Genomic DNA, 16,313 nt, shown 5'->3' on the forward strand with positions numbered 1-16,313 from the left:
GGCGCGGCCCGCGGGGTCGGGCACGTGCTCAGTCCTCGGGGTGCAGGCTCTCGTCGGCGGCGGACGTCGTCCACGAGGTGAAGTGCACGGTGAGGTCGGCGCGCGAGGGGGCGCAGCAGAAGGGGCCGGCGCTCGCCGCGGCGTCCGGGGAGAGCGGGGCGACGCGGACCAGGCGCCACGGCTCGGCGTCGACCCGGGCCCGGATGGTGAGCGCGTCTCCGGAGCGGCTGGCTCGGATCGTCACGGTGCGGCCGGTCCAGTCGACCGGCGAGAGCGACCAATCCGACTGTCCCCGCGTCACGACCGCGCCGAGGCTCTGCTCGCCGTCGCTGAGCTCGACCCCGGCCTTGACCCAGGTCTCGGGGTCGACCGAGACGAAGATCCCGGCCTGGTCGAACTGGGCCGAGAAGTCGAGGACGAACGACACCTCCATGGCGGTGCCCTGCTCGAACGGGGCGACCAGGGCGTGCTCGGTGTCGTGGACGAACCCGTACGACGTGAGGCGCCAGGCGTCGCTGCCCTCGGCTGCCGTGACGCGCATGCCGTCGTCGGCGACGTCGACCGCGGTCGGCTCGGTGGTCCAGGTGCCGGTGGTCCAGGGGATGTCGGTCATGGGGGCCTCGTGCTCGGTGGTGGTCGGGGGGATTGGCGGTGGCGGTGCCGTCCGGGCTGCCGGCGTCAGCGCTCGTGCGTCGGGGCGTCGCCGGCCTCGAGGGCGGCGTGCTGCCTCTCGACGCGCCGGGTCACGGCCATGGCCCGCAGCCCGACCACGATCGAGGCCGACCCGCTGAGGATCATCAGCACGCCCACGAGGTCACTGCCACCCCTCGTCAGCAGTGCGCCGCACACGACCACTCCGGCGGAGAGGATGAGCTGCAGGGTCGTCCACGTCGTCGTCGTCATCCCTCGACCCTACGAGCGTTCGGCCGCGAACGGCTCGGCCGCGCGACGGAGCGACCCGAGGAGGCGCGGTGCCGGATCGAATCGCACCGCGCCTCCTCGGCGACTTCCTGGGGTCTCGGCGCCTCAGTCGGCGTCTCGGCCGGCGTAGTCCTCGTCGGTGATGCGCTCGAGCCAGGTCGTGGTGGTGGCCGGGTCGTCGGCCGCCTCGAGGACGGCGACGTGCTCCATGAAGCTGCCCTCGGCGGCGGCGTGGAAGTGCTCCTCGCCCGGCGCGAGGTAGATCGTCTGGCCGGGGTGGACGTCGACGACCTTCCCGTCGCGGGTGCCGAACCGGGCGACGCCCTGGGTGACGTACAGGAACTGGCCTCGCGCGTGGTGGTGCCAGGCGGTCCGCGCGCCGGGCGCGAAGCGGACCTTCGCGACCGTCGCGCGCTGGTCGTCGGTCTGCGGGGTGACGATGGGGTCGAGCCACACCTGGCCCGGGAACTGCTCGTCGGGGTTCAGGGTCGTGGGCTGCGGGGGCAGGATCTTCACGGGTTCCTCACTTCTCGTCGGTGTCGTCGTCTGCGTCGTCGGTGAAGAGCTCCTGGGCGACGCCCATGGCGGCCATCCCGCGGGGCCAGCCCGCGTAGAGCGTCACGTGGGTGATCGCCTCGACGAGCTCGTCCCGGGTGACGCCGTTCTCGACGGCGCGGCCGAGGTGGAACCGCAGCTGCTCGGTGTTGCCGCCGGCGGTGAGCACCGCGACGGTGACGAGGCTGCGGTCGCGCGCGGACAGTTCGGGGCGGTTCCAGACGTCGGCGAAGAGGACGTCGTCGGTGAGTTCGGCGAGCTTGGGGGCGAAGTCGCCGAAGAGGGTGCGCCCTCCGCCGACCTGGACGGGCTGATCTGACATGGCTGAGCTCCTGGTGGTGGGTGTCGGGGCCGGGACGTCCGGTGCCGGACGCCGGCTCCGGGCGGCGGGGTGCCCGCCGGGCCGGGTCGCTCTCGACGCTAGGCCGGCGCGGGCGGGGCAGGGAGGCCCCGCCAGGGTCCCTCGGCCCGACACGCCCCGCCCCGGCGGGAGCCGGGCGCCGACGTCGCACCGCCGACTGGACGTCGCACCGCGCACGTGGGCGGTGCGACGTTCAGTGGGCGGTGCGACGCGGGGCAGCGACGCGAGGGGGGTACTGCTGGGACAGGGGGCGGCGGGACCCGACGGGCACCGCGCCTCCTTGGTTGTCTGGGGTGCGGCGCGTCAGCGACCGCGACGCACGAGAGAGAAGAGACCACATGTCGACCTGGTTGATCACCGGCTGCTCCACGGGGTTGGGGCGAGCCTTCGCCGAGGAGGCGCTGGCCCGCGGACACGACGTCGTCGTCACCGCGCGCGACGCCTCGGCCGTGCAGGACATCGCCGACGCCCACCCCGACCACGCCGTCGCCACAGCCCTGGACGTCACCGACCCCGACCAGGTGACCGCGGCCGTCCGCCTCGCCACCGAGCGGTTCGGCGGCGTCGACGTCCTCGTCAACAACGCCGGCTACGGCTACCGCTCCGCCGTCGAGGAGGGTGACGACGCCGACGTGGCGCGCCTGTTCGACACGCACTTCCACGGCAGCGTCCGCACCGTCAAGGCCGTCCTGCCCGGCATGCGCGCCCGCCGCAGCGGCACGATCGTCAACCTGTCGTCGATCGGTGCCCGCCGCACGGGCCCCGGCTCGGGCTACTACGGCGCCGTCAAGGCCGCGATCGAGCAGATGACCATGGCCCTGCGCACCGAACTCGCCCCGCTCGGCATCACGGCGACGGTCGTCGAACCGGGCTCGTTCCGCACCGACTTCTCGGGGCGCTCGCTCACGCAGTCCGCCACGCCCATCGCCGACTACGCCGAGACCGCCGGACGTCGCCGCATCGAGGCCGACACCTCGGACGGCACCCAACCCGGCGACCCCGCCGCCGGTGCCCGCCTGCTCGTCGACGCGGTCGACTCGGGCGAGGCCCCGTACCTGCTGCTGCTCGGCTCGGACGCCGTCGAGATCGTCACGGGCGCACTCGACGACCTCCGCCGCGACGTCGACGCATGGGCGGAGCGCAGTCGCGCCACCGACTTCGACGCCTGAGCCGGTCGCCTCACCTGCAGGAGGTGCGGTGTCGGTTCAGACGACCCCGCTCCTCCTGCAGGCTGTCACCTCCGGAGTGCCCGCGACCCCCCGCGGTCACCCCGGCCCGACCGGTGACGCCCCTGCCACGACGACCCGACGGCGCCTCGTCGCCCGGGCCGGCCCACGCCGGTGACGTCGGCTGCCGGCGACGAGGTGACGCGATCGGCTGACGCGTGGCTTCGAGGTCACGCTAGTCCAGTTGGTACTAGTCATCAATGGACGGAGCGAAAAAAAGGTGCCCCGCTCTACGGGGCCCTGGGTGCCCCGATCTCGCCGTCGCGCGAGTAGTCCTCGACCCAGGCCCGCTCGCTGCGCAGCTGGTCGAGCAGGTGCCGGAACATCGCGACCGACTGGACGGGGAAGCGCGTCGCGTCGTCGTCGCTGGCGTCGAGGTAGGCCTGGGCCGTCGCCATGCGCTCGTCGAGGGCCTGGAGGCGCGTGGCGAAGATCGTCGCCCGCGTCGCCTCGTCGACCAGGTCCAGCAGCGCGAACCGGACGTAGAACTCCTCGTCGTCGCCGGCGCGGGAGAGGGGGAAGTCGGCGACCCGCCCGATCAGCAGGTCGCGGCCCGCGTCGGTCAGCGAGAACACCTGGCGGTTCGGGCGACCCGTGGTCTCCACGGTGCGACGGTCGAGCGCGCCCCGGTCGTGCAGGCGCTTCAGCGTCGTGTAGACGGCGTTGTTGTTGACCACGCCGAGGCCCGGGCGCCGCACGTTCCGCTTGATGTCGTACCCGTGCTGCGGGCCGGCGAGCAGGTTGCTCAGGATGAGGATCTCGGTGACCATCCCCACATCATGGGGGGTCGCGGCCGGGTCGACGCGACCGCGGCGCGACCGGCCCCGCCGCGGCGCCACCACACGCGGGAGGCGCGGTGCCGGTCGGACCGGCACCGCGCCTCCTCGGGGCCCCGACGTCAGTCGGTCGGCGGCGTGTAGAACTGCAGGTCGTTGCCCTCGGAGTCCTTGAAGGGCAGGATGCGGCCCCACGGGTGCTCGCTGATCGAGCCCGTCACGTCGGCGCCGCGCGCCTGCAGGTCGGCCAGGGCGTCCTCGAGGCTGCCGTCGGGCTGGAACGTGATGACCGCCCCGCCCTCGCTCGACGCCGCGGCCTCTTCGCGACCGTTGAGGCCGATCATCAGGCCGTTCGCGTCGATCTCGGTCCAGTCGTCGCTCTCGTCCTTCACCGTGAGGCCGAGCGCGTCACGGTAGAACGCCGTCGCCCGCCCCATGTCCGTCACGGGTACCCATACCGTTGCCACTCCGCTTGCCATGTCGACTCCTTCGTCCGGCACCGGACCACCCGGTGCTGCGTCTCGCTCCTTGCTACGCCGCGCACCGTGCGAGCCGAGCCGCGAGTCAGGGCACTTTCCCACCCGGAAGCGTGTCTCACGGTGACCGGTGCCCGAGCGGACCACCCGCAGGAGGCGCGGTGCCGGACGGTCGCGCACCGCGCCTCCTGCGGGCCGTCGCGTCGGGGGCCCTGCCAGGGCCTCCCACGATCGGCGCGGGGGCGTAGCGTCGATGACGAGGAGCCCGTCGTCGAGCACCGCGTTCCGACCCGCCCCTCGTCCCCGTACCGAATCCACCCCCAGGAGACCCATGCGCACCGTCAACGCCTACGCGGCACCGTCCGCCACCGAGCCCCTCGTCAAGACGACCATCGAGCGCCGCGACGTCGGCCCGAAGGACGTCATGATCGACATCGCCTACGCCGGCATCTGTCACAGCGACATCCACACCGTCCGCGGCGAGTGGGGCGAGATCCAGTACCCGCAGGTCGTCGGTCACGAGATCGTCGGCACCGTCTCGGAGGTCGGCTCCGAGGTCACCAAGTACGAGGTCGGCGACCGCGTCGGCGTCGGCTGCATGGTCAACTCGTGCGGCGAGTGCGAGTACTGCAAGCGTGGCGACGAGCAGTACTGCGCCAAGGGCAACGTCGGCACCTACACGGGCGTCGACCCGGCCGACGGCAGCATCACCCAGGGCGGCTACTCGCAGGCCGTCGTCGTCACCGAGGACTTCGTGCTGCGCGTGCCCGAGTCGCTCGACTACGACAAGGTCGCACCGCTGCTCTGCGCCGGCATCACGCTGTACTCGCCGCTGCACCACTGGGGCGTCACCGAGGGCACCAAGGTCGCCATCGTCGGCATGGGCGGCCTCGGCCACATGGGCGTCAAGATCGCTGCCGCACTCGGCGCCGACGTCACCGTGCTGTCGCAGACCACCTCGAAGAAGGAGGACTCGCTGCGTTTCGGCGCCAAGGCGCACTACGCGACCAGCGACGAGCAGACCTTCACCGACCTGGCGAACTCGTTCGACCTGATCATCAACACCGTCTCGGCGAAGGTCGACATGGGCGCGTACCTCGGCCTGCTGGCCGTCGACGGCACCCTCGTCAACGTCGGCGCCCCGTCCGAGCCACTCGAGGTGCCCGCGTTCGCGCTGATCCCGGCGCGTCGCAGCTGGGCCGGTTCCGCCATCGGCGGCATCCGCGAGACCCAGGAGATGCTCGACTTCTGCGCCGAGCACGGCATCGTGCCCGAGACCGAGCTGATCGACGCCGACCAGATCAACGAGGCCTACGACCGCGTCCTGAAGTCCGACGTGCGCTACCGCTTCGTGATCGACGCGGCGACCTTCGCCTGATCCGAGCCGTTCCGCCGGACGCCCCCGCACCGTGTGTGCGGGGGCGTTCGTCGTCCCCGGCGTGGTCGTGGGCGCACCGCACCGCACCGCACCGCGTTTCGTGCACTGCACCCCGACTAGACGCGGTGCAGTGCACGAAACGCGGTGCAGTGCGTGAGCCGGGTCGCGGTTCGCCGGACCGCATCGCTCGACGCGCCATGCGTGAGCTCCTGCGCCGATGAACCCGGTCCCGAACGATGCACCCGGAAGCTTCTGGGTGCATCGTTCGAAACCGGGTGTCTCGAGGCAGGCGTCGGCCGCTCAGCCCTTCCGCTGTGCCCGGTACGCCGTCGGTGAGACCCCGTGGACGGCCTTGAACTGGCGGGCGAAGTAGAAGGGGTCGACGTAGCCGACGCGCTCGGACACGAGGCCGACCGGCGAGTCGGTCGTGTCCAGCAGCTCGCGGGCCCGCGCCATGCGCAACTGGGTCTGGTACCGCAGCGGCGTGACGCCGGTCTCGCGGCGGAAACGGGTGGCGAAGTGCGAGGGGCTCAGCCGGGCCATCGCGGCGAGCTCGTCGACCGAGACGCGCTCGGTGACGTGCTGGCGCAGGTACTCCTGGGCCTGACCGACCGCGGACACCCGTGGTGCCCCGGCCGTCCGCTCGGACGACACGAGCGCCATGAGGTGCCACGCGGCTCCCGAGGCGGCCAGGGCGCTGGCGAAGGTCTGGTCGCGCTCCATGGCCTGGACGACCTCCTCGACCAGGGCCACGATGCGGTAGACGTCCGACAGCTCGCGCACCGGGGCGCCGGCCCGGACCCCGGCGACGCGGAGGAACTCGGCGAGGTCGTGCCCGGCCACGTGCAGCCACCAGAGGGTCCAGGGGGTGGCGTCGTCGGCGCCGTAGGCGTGCGCGACGCCCGGGGGCACGATCACGACCTGCCCCGACCGCACGGGGTGCCGCACCCCGGCGACCTCGCACCAGCCCGAGCCCCGGGTGCAGACCAGCACCACGCACTGGTCGACGCCGTCGGGCCGGGTCATGCCGTGCGCCCGGGCCCGGGGGAAGTAGCCCGCGTCGGTGACGACGAGGTGGGACGTGCCCGGCCGGGAGAGGGCGGCCCGCACCCGGGGTCGGGGCATGACGAGCAGGCGTTGACCGGGGAAGCCGTCCTCGAGGAGCATGCGGACGAGTCTGGCCCGCCGCAGTGGTTTCGTCCAGGCAGTAGGCAGGATCGGTCGTTCCGACGGGCTCGGGGCCTCCGTACGCTCGGACCATGCTCACCGCCGAGTCGAAGATGGCTCTTCCCCCCGTGCCCACTGATCAGGCCGACGCCGGAGTCGCCGTCTGGTCGGAACCCCTTGTCCTCGACACCTACCTGCCGGGCGAGCCCGACCGGTACCCCGCCTTCCTCGACGCCCGCGTCTACCAGGGATCGTCCGGGCGGGTGTTCCCGCTGCCGTTCCACGAGCGCATCTCCGCCGAGAAGCGGCCGCACGAGTGGCAGGCCGTCCACCTCGAGAACCGCTGGCTGCGCCTGGTGATCCTGCCCCAGCTCGGCGGACGGCTGCACGTCGCCTACGACAAGACCGCCGACTACGACGTCTTCTACCGCAACAACGTCATCAAGCCCGCCCTGGTCGGCCTGGCCGGTCCGTGGATCTCGGGCGGCGTCGAGTTCAACTGGCCGCAGCACCACCGCCCCGCGACCTTCCTGCCGACCGACGTGTCGATCGAGCGCGAGGCCGACGGGTCGGTGACGGTGTGGTGCTCCGACCACGACCCCTTCGCCCGGATGAAGGGCATGCACGGCATCCGCCTGCGCCCCGACTCGTCGCTCATCGAGGCCAGGGTGCGCCTCTTCAACCGCAGCGACGAGACGCAGACCTTCCTCTGGTGGGCCAACGTCGCCGCCGCCGTGGGCGACGACTACCAGTCGTTCTTCCCCACCGACGTGCGGCACGTGGCCGATCACGCCAAACGGGCCGTCGTGACCTTCCCCCGGGTCGAGGGCGACTACTACGGCGTCGACTACCCGGCCCGCGTCGACGACGAGCACCCCGACGCCGACCGCCTCGACTGGTACCGCAACATCCCCGTGCCGACCTCGTACATGGTGACCCACACCGACGACGACTTCTTCGGCGGCTACGACCACGGGCGCCGCGCGGGCTTCGTGCACTGGGCCGACCGGGCGATCTCGCCCGGCAAGAAGCAGTGGACCTGGGGCGACGCCCCCTTCGGCCACGCCTGGGACGCGAACCTCACCGACGGCGACGGCCCCTACGTCGAGCTGATGGCCGGCGTGTACACCGACAACCAGCCCGACTTCTCGTTCCTCACCCCGGGCGAGACGAAGACCTTCAGCCAGTTCTGGTACCCGATCACCGAGATCGGTCCCGCCCACCAGGCGACCCGTGACGCGGCCCTGCGCGTCGAGCAGCTCGACGACACCGCCGGGGCCGGGAACGTCCTGCGCATCGGTCTCGCCGTCACGGCCGTCCACCCGCGGGCCGAGGTCGTCGTCCGCACGGTCGACGGCACCGTCCTCGACTCGGTCACGGTCGACGTCGAACCCGGCCTGCCGTCGGTGCTCGACCGGTCCCTGTCGGCGGGCGTCCTCCTCTCCGACGTCGTCGTGGAGGCGCGCTCCGCCGGACGCACGCTCGTCACGGTCGCCGGCGCCACGGTCCAGGCGAGCCTCGACGCCGTGGCCGCGGCCGGCACCCCGGAGCCCGGCGCCCCCGAGATCGCCGCCCCCGAGGCCGCCGTCGCCCCGCCCGCCCCCGCCGACGTCGAGACCGTCGAGGAGCTCTTCCTCATCGGCCAGTACCTGCGGCAGTACCGTCACGCGACCCGCTCGCCCGAGCCCTACTGGCGTGAGGCGCTCCGCCGCGACCCGGGCGACGTGCGGAGCAACGTCGCCCTGGCGACCCTCCTCCACGCCGCGGCCCGCTACGACGAAGCCCTCGTGCTCCTCCGTGTCGCGGTGGGCCGTCAGTCGGCCTGGGCGCCGAACCCGGCCGACGGCGAGGCCCTCTACCGTCTCGGCCTCACGCTCCTGCGCCTCGGGCGCACCCCCGAGGCGAAGGAGGCGCTGGAGAAGTCCGCCTGGAACGCCGCCTGGGTGGCTCCCGCGTCGCTGGCCCTGGCCCGGCTCGCCGGTCCGGCCGACCCCGTCCGGGCCGAGGCCCTGCTGCGCACGGCCCTGTCGCACGGCACCGACAACCTGCAGGTGCGCGACCTGCTCGCGCTGACCCTGCGCGGCCTCGGCCGACACGACGAGGCGGACCGGCTGCTCGCCGAGACCCTCGAGCTCGACCCGCTCGACCAGTGGGCGCGACACCTCGCGGGCCGACGCCTCACGGACGACGCCCCGACGCTGCTCGACGTCGCGCTCGAGTACGGCTCGTCCGGGCACGTCGACGAGGCGCTCCGCGTCCTCGACCTCGCCCAGGGGGCCGTCGCGTCCACCGCGCTCGGGCAGGTGGCCGTCGGTCCGCTGCTCGCCTACCACCGCGCCTCCTCGTTGGCGAGGACCGGCCGCGTCGACGAGGCGCGCCGGGCACTCGCCACGGTCCACGCCCTCGACGCGACCAACTGCCTGCCCTCGCGCCTCGACGACGTCGCCGCCCTGCTCGACGCGGTCGCCCTCGAGCCGGCCGACGGCCTCGCCTGGTCGCTGCTGGGCAGCTGGTGGTACGACCGGGGCCGCGGGCAGGACGCCGTCGACGCGTGGCGACGAGCCGCCGCGACCGACCTGGACGACGCGCAGGCCGCCGTCGTGCAGCGGAACCTCGGCGTGGCCGCCTACAACGTGCTGGCCGACCCCGACCTCGCGGCACGTCACTACGACGACGCGCTGCGCGTCCGTCCCGACGACTCCCGGCTGCTCTTCGAGTCCGACGAGTTGGCCGGGCGGCTGGGGGCGTCCGCCGACGACCGGCTGGCCGAGCTCGAGTCACGGATCGACCTCGTCGCCGAGCGGGACGACCTCTGCGTGGTGCGCGCCCGACTGCTCACCGAGGTGGGACGTCCGGACGACGCGCTCGCCGTGCTCACCTCGCGCAGCTTCCAGCCCTGGGAGGGCGGCGAGGGCCAGGTGCTCGGCGCCTGGGACGACGCGTGCCTCGCCGTGTCCCGTCGGGCGCTGGCCGAGGGCGACGCCGACCGGGCGCGGTCCGCCGTCGAGGCCGCCCTCACGCCACCCGCCACCCTCGGCGAGGCACGGCACCCGCTCGCCACCACGGCCGAGCTGCACCTGGCCCTCGGCGACGCGCTCGCCGCGGCGGGAGACGCCGACGCCGCCCGGACCGCCTGGTCCGAGGCCTCCCGGTCGACCGGCGACTTCGCGGGGATGGCCACGCAGGCCTTCACCGAGCGCAGCGCGGCCACCGTCCGTGCCCTCTCCCGTCTGGGCGAGGCCGACCGGGCGGCCGACCTGCTGGGGGACTTCGACTCGTACGTGGACGAGCTCTCGCGCACACCGGGCGAGGTCGACTACTTCGCCACCTCGCTACCGTCGATGCTGCTCTTCCACGACGACCCGCAGGACGTGCGCGACGCCGAGGTGGCGACCCTGCGCCGCGTCGTCGCCGCCCTCTCGGCCGAGCTCGGGGTCACGACCGACCCGACCCGCGCCTCCTCCGACCCGACCCGCGCCTCCTCCGACCCGACCGCACCCGTGGTCACGCCCGGCGACGACGCCGTGCGCCCCTAGAAAGGAACCCCGACCATGTCACCCATCACCAGGACCCGACGGCGCGTCCTCGCCGTGGCCGCCGCGCTCGCCGCGTCGGTCGCGCTCGCGGGCTGCTCCATCCCCAGCGCCGACGGAGGCGACGGCGGCACCGAGCGCATCGGCGCCCTCTACCTCGACTCCCAAGGCTTCTACGGCGGCGTCAAGAAGGGCGTCCAGGACGCCGCGGACGCCGACTCGAAGAACGTCGACTTCCTCGAGTCCACCTCGGCGGGCGACGTGTCGAAGGAGAGCTCGTTCATGAACACGCTCACCTCGTCCGCCGTCAGCGCCATCATCCTGTCCGCGGTCTCGACCGACGGCAGCGTCCCCGCGGTCCGGCAGGCCAGCGAGGCCGGCATCCCGGTCATCTGCTACAACACCTGCGTCAGCGACGACGCCGTCGACCAGTACGTCACGGCGTGGGTGCTCGGCGACCCGCTGAAGTTCGGCGGCGACCTCGGGAAGCAGGCCGCGGCCTACTTCACCGAGGCCGGCATCACGGCGCCCAGGATGGGCGTCATCAACTGCGAGCAGTACGAGGTCTGCCAGCAGCGCTACAAGGGCTTCTCCGAGGCACTGACCGCGGCCCTGCCCGGCACCGTGTTCGTCGCCAACCAGGAGGGCGCCGAGGTCGACACCGCCGTCTCGACCGCCGAGCAGATGCTCAGCGCGAACCCCGACCTCGACGGTCTCTACGGTGAGGCGGGCGGCGCGACCGTCGGCGCCTACAAGGCCGTGCAGACCCGAGGGCTCGTCGGTCAGGTCGCCGTCTTCGGTTCGGACATGACGAGCGACATCGCCGCCGAGCTGGCCGACGGTTCGGTGCTCAAGGCCGTCGTCGACATCAGCGGCATCGAGGCGGGCAAGCTCGCCTTCGCCGCGGCCCAGGACGCCATCGACGGCAAGACGCCCGACGAGAAGGTCGTGGCCGCACCGATCGACCTGTACCTGCCGGCCGACGCCGCCGGGTGGACCGAGACCCACCCCGACGGCCTCCCCTGATCGGCGCCGGGGGCCCCGGCACGACGCCGGGCCCCCGCCGCCCCTCACCCCGTCCCCTCGATCCCAGGAGGATCCCCTTGTCAGAGTCGACAGCTCCCACCCCGGACGCGCCGCTCGATCCCGCCCGTGACCGCGGCGCCCCCATCGCCGAGGCCCGCGGCGTCAGCCAGATCTACCCCGGCGTCACCGCGCTCGACGGCGTCGACTTCGCCGTGCACGCCGGCGAGGTGCGGGCCCTGCTCGGCCAGAACGGTGCCGGCAAGTCCACGCTGATCCGGCTGCTGAGCGGGGTCGAGACCCCCACGACCGGCGAGGTCCTGCTCGGTGGCGTGCCGCTCGGCGCCGGCGGCGTGACCGCGGCCGCCGCCGCCGGCGTCGCCACGTGCTACCAAGAGCTCAGCCTCGTGCCCGGCGTGACCGTGGCCGAGAACCTGGCCATGGGCCGGTGGCCGCGCGGCCGCTTCGGCATCGACACCCGGGCCATGGTCGAGCGGGCCCGTGCCACCTTCGACCGCCTCGGCGCCGACATCGACGTGCACGCCGAGGTCGCCGGGCTGACCCTCGCGCAACAGCAGATCGTCGAGATCGGCCGGGCGTTGCAGGACGACCCGCGCCTCCTCATCCTCGACGAGCCCACCAGCGCGCTCGCCGCCGCCGAGGTCGACCTCGTGCTCGACACGGTCAAGCGCCTCGCGGCGCAGGGCGTCGCCGTGCTCTACGTCAGCCACCGCATGGACGAGATCCGGCAGATCGCCGACACGGCCACGGTGATGCGCAACGGGAAGGTCGTCGAGACGGTGTCGATCGCCGGCAGCGACACCGCCCACATCATCGAGCTGATGATCGGCGCCGACCCCGGGGAGCGCGCCGTCGCGACGCGCCCCGTCACGAGCGGCGAGGTGCTGCTCGCCGTCACCGACCTCGAGGTCGCCCCGAAGCTCTCGGGCCTCACCTTCGAGGGTCGGGCCGGCGAGGTGCTCGGCATCGCCGGCCTGCTGGGCTCGGGACGCACCGAGCTGCTCCAGGCGATCGCGGGGTTCCGTCCGGCGAGCGGGGGCACGATCGCGATCGCGGGTTCCGTCGTCGACCGGCCCAGCGCCTCCCGCATGCTCGCCCTCGGGGTCGGCATGACGCCCGAGGACCGCAAGGGCCGCGGCGTGATCCCCGGCCTCGGCATCGACGAGAACATCGTCATGAGCGACTTCGGCCGGGTGACCCGAGGAGGCGCGCTGTCATCGGGTGCGATCGCGACGGCCACGAAGGCGCTCGCCGAGCGTCTCAACATCAAGGCGCACGACCTGGGCCGGCCGATCGGCACGCTCAGCGGCGGCAACCAGCAGAAGGCGGTCATCGCGCGGTGGCTGCACGCCGACAGCCGCGTGCTGCTGCTCGACGAGCCGACGCGAGGCGTCGACGTCGAGGCGAAGGCGCAGATCTACGAGATCATGCGCGCCGTCGCCGACACCGGCAAGCTCGTCGTCTTCGTCTCGAGCGAGATCGAAGAGCTGCCCCTCGCCTGCGACCGCGTGCTCGTGCTGCGCGACGGCGGCCTCCGCGAGGAGTTCCGCGTCCCCGACATCTCCCTGCCCGTGCTGCTCCAGGCCTCCATGGTCTCGAGCTGAAGAAGGACGACCCGATGACCACCACACTCGACCCCACGACCACCCCGACCGGCGGACCAGGAGGCGCGCCTCGTGACTCCGCGCTCGGTCGCGTCCGCGACGCCTTCCGTCGCAACACCACGCTCGTCAACATCGTCGGCCTGCTGGTCGCGATCGTGCTGCTGTACCTCTACCTGATGTTCAACGCGGTCGGCTTCTTCACCGTGGCGAACCAGAGCGGCCTGCTGCGCGACGCCGCGCTGATCGGCATCGCCGCCACCGGCATGACCCTGGTGATCATCGCCGGCGAGATCGACGTGAGCACCGGCCCCGCCGTCGCGCTCTCGTCGGTGATCGTCGCCGTCGCCATGACCCAGTGGGGGCTGCCCGCCCTGCTGGCGATCCTCATCACGCTCGTGGTCGGAGCCGGTTGGGGCGCCCTCGCCGGCGTGCTGCGCGCGAGGTTCCTCGTGCCGTCGTTCATCGCCACCCTCGGGCTCTGGAGCGTGCTGCGGGGCCTCGGCCAGTTCGGCACCGACGCCCTGCCCGTGCCGCTGCCGCTCGACGACCCGGTCATGCCGTTCCTCACCGGCACGGTGTTCGGCGTCCCGACGCCCGCCGTCGTGATGATCCTGGCCTTCCTCGTCTTCGCCTTCGTCGCCCGCAAGACCGCGTTCGGCCGCTCGGTCTTCGCGATCGGCGGCAACGCGGCGGCCGCCCGGCTGGCCGGCATCAAGGTGGCCCGGGTGCGGATCGTGCTGTTCGCGATCATGGGCATGCTCGGCGCCCTCAGCGGCGTGCTGCTCGCGGCGCGCCTCGGCTCGGGCAACGCCGGCGCCGCCAACGGCCTCGAGTTCGACGTCATCGCCGCGGTCGTCATCGGCGGCACCGCGATGTCGGGCGGCCGGGGCAGCCTGATCGGCACCTTCCTCGGCGTGATCTTCATCACCCTGATCGGCAACGGGCTCGTGCTGCTCGGCGTCGACTCCTTCCTGCAGAGCGTCGTCCGCGGTGTCATCATCGTGCTCGCCGTGCTGCTCAACGTCACCCTGTCCCGCAAGCGCGGGTCGATCGAAGAGAGCTAGGCCATGACCACCACCGCACCCTCCGCCACCGCGTCCTCCGCCGGGGACGCGACCCGCGCCTCCTCGTCCCCCTCCGGCACCATGCAGGGCGTGTTCCTGCCCGGCGACGGCACCGCCGAGCTGCGGACGCACGACGTGCCGACGCCCGGCCCCGGGCAGGTGCTCGTGCAGGTCGGCGCGAGCGGCATCTGCGGCAGCGACATCGGCTTCATCTACCACGGCTACAAGACCCACAAGGGCCTCGACGGCGCCCCCGCCTACCAGGGCGTCGTCGCCGGCCACGAGCCGAGCGGCCGCATCGTCTCGGCGGGCCCCGGGGTCACGCGCTTCGGCGTCGGGGACGACGTCATCGTCTACCACATCCAGGGCTGCGGACGCTGCCGCAACTGCCGCTCGGGCTACTTCATCAGCTGCACCGACCAGCCGAACAAGGCGTCCTACGGCTGGCAGCGCGACGGCGGCCACGCCGAGTACGTCCTGGTCGACGAGTCGACCTGCGTGCCGTTGCCCGACGGGCTGTCCTTCGTCGACGGCGCCCTGATCGCCTGCGGATTCGGCACCGCCTACGAGGGCCTGCGCCGCACCGGCGTGCACGGCGGGGAGGACCTGCTCGTCGTCGGCCTCGGGCCGGTCGGCCTCGCCGCGGCGATGCTCGGCCGCATGCTCGGCGCCCGCCGGGTGATCGGCGTCGAGCGGTCGCCCGAGCGCATCGAGTTCGTCCGGGCGACCGGCCTGGTCGACGACGTCGTCCTCGCCGACGGCGACGCGGTCGCGAACGTGCTGGCCCTGACCGACGGCGTCGGCTGCCAGGTCACGGTCGACTGCTCGGGCAGCACGCCCGGCCGCCTGACCGCGGTCGAGGCCGCGGCCGAGTGGGGTCGCGTCGGCCTGCTCGGCGAGGGCGGGCGCCTCGAGACCGAGGTCTCGGACACCCTGCTGCACAAGCAGCTCACCCTCACGGCGTCGTGGGTCACCTCGGTGCAGGGCATGGAGGACGTCGCGCGCATGATCGCCGCGGACGGCCTCAGCCCCGAGATCGTCGTCTCGCACCGGCTCCCGCTGACCGACGCCGACGAGGCGTACCGGATCGCCGCGGCCGGGGCCACGGGCAAGGTCGTGCTGATCCCGGCGGGTGCGCCCGTGCGCGAGGAGGCCGGCGCGCGCGAGGAGGTCGGCTCGCGCGAACCGGCTCCGCGCGCGTGACGTCCCGTCCGGTCGTCGTCGAGGCGGGCACGCCCGAGCTGCCGCTGCTGCGGGTGACGACGCCCGACCTCGAGCTCGTCTTCGCACCCACCCGGGGCGGTCGGTTGCTGTCGCTGGTCGCCCACGGCCGCGAGCGGCTCTGGCGCGACCCGGATCTGATCGACGCCGACCTCGCACCGGTCGTCCCCGTGGCCGGGTGGCCGGCGGGCGACGGCGACATGTCGACCTGGGCCAACGTCGGCGGCTCGAAGACCTGGCCGGCGCCGCAGGGCTGGTCGGGCCCCGACGAGTGGGCCGGTCCGCCCGACCCCGTGCTCGACTCGGGGCCGTGGGCGGTCGGGTGGCAGCTCGACGACGGGACCGCGACCGTGGTGCTGACCAGCGCCGACGACGCCCGCTCGGGTCTCCGCGTCGAGCGCCGCTTCACGGTGCCCGCCGTCGGTGCCGGGTTCCGCCAGACGGCGACCTTCACCAACGTCTCGGACGTCCCGCGCACCTGGTCGATCTGGGAGGTCTGCCAGGTCGACACCCGAGGAGGCGCGGGTCGCCCCCTCGAGGACGCCGCGGTCGTCGTCGCCCACGCCGCGCCTCCCGTCGAGCTCGATCTCGGCGGCTGGGAGGGCGACGTCACGTCGTCGCGCCACGGGGACGACGTGCTGCTGCCTGTCGGGACCGGCGTGGCCAAGCGCGGCTACCCCGAGGCGTCGGGCTCCGCGGCCTACCGCGACCCCGACGGCACCACGCTCACGCTCGCCACCGAGCCAGCGGCCGGGGGCACCTGGCCCGACGGCGGCTCGAAAGTCGAGATCTGGCTGCAGCGCCCCACGGCGTCGCCGATCGGCGAGCTGGGCGACCTGCACCCCTCGGCGCACCTCGTCGAGCTCGAGGTGCTGGGGCCGCTCGTCACCCTCGCGCCGGGCGAGGCCACGAGCCTCGACGTCGCGTGGTCGGTGCAGCAAGGCTGAGCCGCTCCCGATCCCGTTCCGGCCATCGCCCTCGCACCCG

General features: G+C 73.3%; 15 protein-coding genes. 8 read left to right on the forward strand and 7 right to left on the reverse strand.

Going from position 1 to position 16,313, the window contains the following annotated elements:
* Positions 1-28 precede the first annotated feature (28 nt).
* The 4 genes from OVA02_RS02665 to OVA02_RS02680 all read right to left on the reverse strand — a co-directional run bounded on the left by OVA02_RS02665 (position 29) and on the right by OVA02_RS02680 (position 1,798).
* Entirely contained in the window at positions 29-613 is a 585-nt protein-coding gene (locus OVA02_RS02665) for a DUF1349 domain-containing protein (protein WP_267659188.1), read from the reverse strand.
* 65 nt (positions 614-678) lie between these two features.
* Positions 679-903, reverse strand: coding sequence for a hypothetical protein (locus OVA02_RS02670; RefSeq protein ID WP_267659189.1), 225 nt, complete (start codon positions 901-903; stop codon positions 679-681).
* Positions 904-1,026: 123 nt separating this feature from the next.
* Complete coding sequence (locus OVA02_RS02675; RefSeq protein WP_267659190.1) at positions 1,027-1,437, reverse strand: cupin domain-containing protein; 411 nt, start codon at positions 1,435-1,437, stop codon at positions 1,027-1,029.
* Between the two features lie 7 nt (positions 1,438-1,444).
* On the reverse strand, positions 1,445-1,798 hold the full coding sequence (locus OVA02_RS02680; RefSeq protein ID WP_173153786.1) for a carboxymuconolactone decarboxylase family protein: 354 nt from the start codon (positions 1,796-1,798) through the stop codon (positions 1,445-1,447).
* A gap of 377 nt (positions 1,799-2,175) precedes the next feature.
* On the opposite strand from OVA02_RS02680, the gene OVA02_RS02685 reads away from it, so the two are divergent.
* The gene (locus OVA02_RS02685; protein ID WP_200412576.1) at positions 2,176-3,006 is read left to right on the forward strand and encodes an oxidoreductase; all 831 of its coding nucleotides are present in this window, start codon (positions 2,176-2,178) and stop codon (positions 3,004-3,006) included.
* A gap of 287 nt (positions 3,007-3,293) precedes the next feature.
* Here the strand turns inward: OVA02_RS02685 and OVA02_RS02690 are convergent, their stop codons facing one another.
* Together OVA02_RS02690 and OVA02_RS02695 are read right to left on the reverse strand one after the other, a co-directional pair.
* Entirely contained in the window at positions 3,294-3,833 is a 540-nt protein-coding gene (locus tag OVA02_RS02690; RefSeq protein WP_159828065.1) for a PadR family transcriptional regulator, read from the reverse strand.
* 128 nt (positions 3,834-3,961) lie between these two features.
* On the reverse strand, positions 3,962-4,285 hold the full coding sequence (locus tag OVA02_RS02695; protein ID WP_324289766.1) for a VOC family protein: 324 nt from the start codon (positions 4,283-4,285) through the stop codon (positions 3,962-3,964).
* 361 nt (positions 4,286-4,646) lie between these two features.
* Here OVA02_RS02695 and OVA02_RS02700 point away from each other — a divergent pair, with 361 nt between their 5' ends.
* On the forward strand, positions 4,647-5,693 hold the full coding sequence (locus tag OVA02_RS02700) for an NAD(P)-dependent alcohol dehydrogenase (RefSeq protein WP_056043968.1): 1,047 nt from the start codon (positions 4,647-4,649) through the stop codon (positions 5,691-5,693).
* A 300-nt stretch (positions 5,694-5,993) separates the two neighbouring features.
* Here OVA02_RS02700 and OVA02_RS02705 read toward each other — a convergent pair whose 3' ends face one another.
* Entirely contained in the window at positions 5,994-6,860 is an 867-nt protein-coding gene (locus OVA02_RS02705) for an AraC family transcriptional regulator (RefSeq protein WP_043594638.1), read from the reverse strand.
* Positions 6,861-6,952: 92 nt separating this feature from the next.
* Here OVA02_RS02705 and OVA02_RS02710 point away from each other — a divergent pair, with 92 nt between their 5' ends.
* The 6 genes from OVA02_RS02710 (at position 6,953) to OVA02_RS02735 (ending at position 16,273) form a co-directional block, all read left to right on the forward strand.
* Complete coding sequence (locus tag OVA02_RS02710; protein ID WP_267659192.1) at positions 6,953-10,396, forward strand: DUF5107 domain-containing protein; 3,444 nt, start codon at positions 6,953-6,955, stop codon at positions 10,394-10,396.
* Positions 10,397-10,411: 15 nt separating this feature from the next.
* On the forward strand, positions 10,412-11,419 hold the full coding sequence (locus OVA02_RS02715) for a substrate-binding domain-containing protein (protein WP_123571405.1): 1,008 nt from the start codon (positions 10,412-10,414) through the stop codon (positions 11,417-11,419).
* Positions 11,420-11,496: 77 nt separating this feature from the next.
* Positions 11,497-13,041, forward strand: a complete 1,545-nt coding sequence (locus tag OVA02_RS02720; protein WP_267659193.1) for a sugar ABC transporter ATP-binding protein — start codon at positions 11,497-11,499, stop codon at positions 13,039-13,041.
* A gap of 14 nt (positions 13,042-13,055) precedes the next feature.
* Positions 13,056-14,105 carry an ABC transporter permease gene (locus tag OVA02_RS02725; protein ID WP_043594640.1) on the forward strand — a complete coding sequence of 350 codons (1,050 nt, stop codon included), beginning with the start codon at positions 13,056-13,058 and terminating at the stop codon, positions 14,103-14,105.
* Between the two features lie 3 nt (positions 14,106-14,108).
* Positions 14,109-15,308, forward strand: a complete 1,200-nt coding sequence (locus OVA02_RS02730) for a zinc-dependent alcohol dehydrogenase family protein (protein WP_267659194.1) — start codon at positions 14,109-14,111, stop codon at positions 15,306-15,308.
* Positions 15,305-16,273 carry a hypothetical protein gene (locus OVA02_RS02735; protein WP_267659195.1) on the forward strand — a complete coding sequence of 323 codons (969 nt, stop codon included), beginning with the start codon at positions 15,305-15,307 and terminating at the stop codon, positions 16,271-16,273. Before OVA02_RS02730 ends, OVA02_RS02735 begins: the two co-directional genes overlap by 4 nt.
* Positions 16,274-16,313: the final 40 nt, after the last annotated feature.

Source organism: Frigoribacterium sp. SL97 (assembly GCF_026625765.1).
Classification (GTDB): domain Bacteria; phylum Actinomycetota; class Actinomycetes; order Actinomycetales; family Microbacteriaceae; genus Frigoribacterium.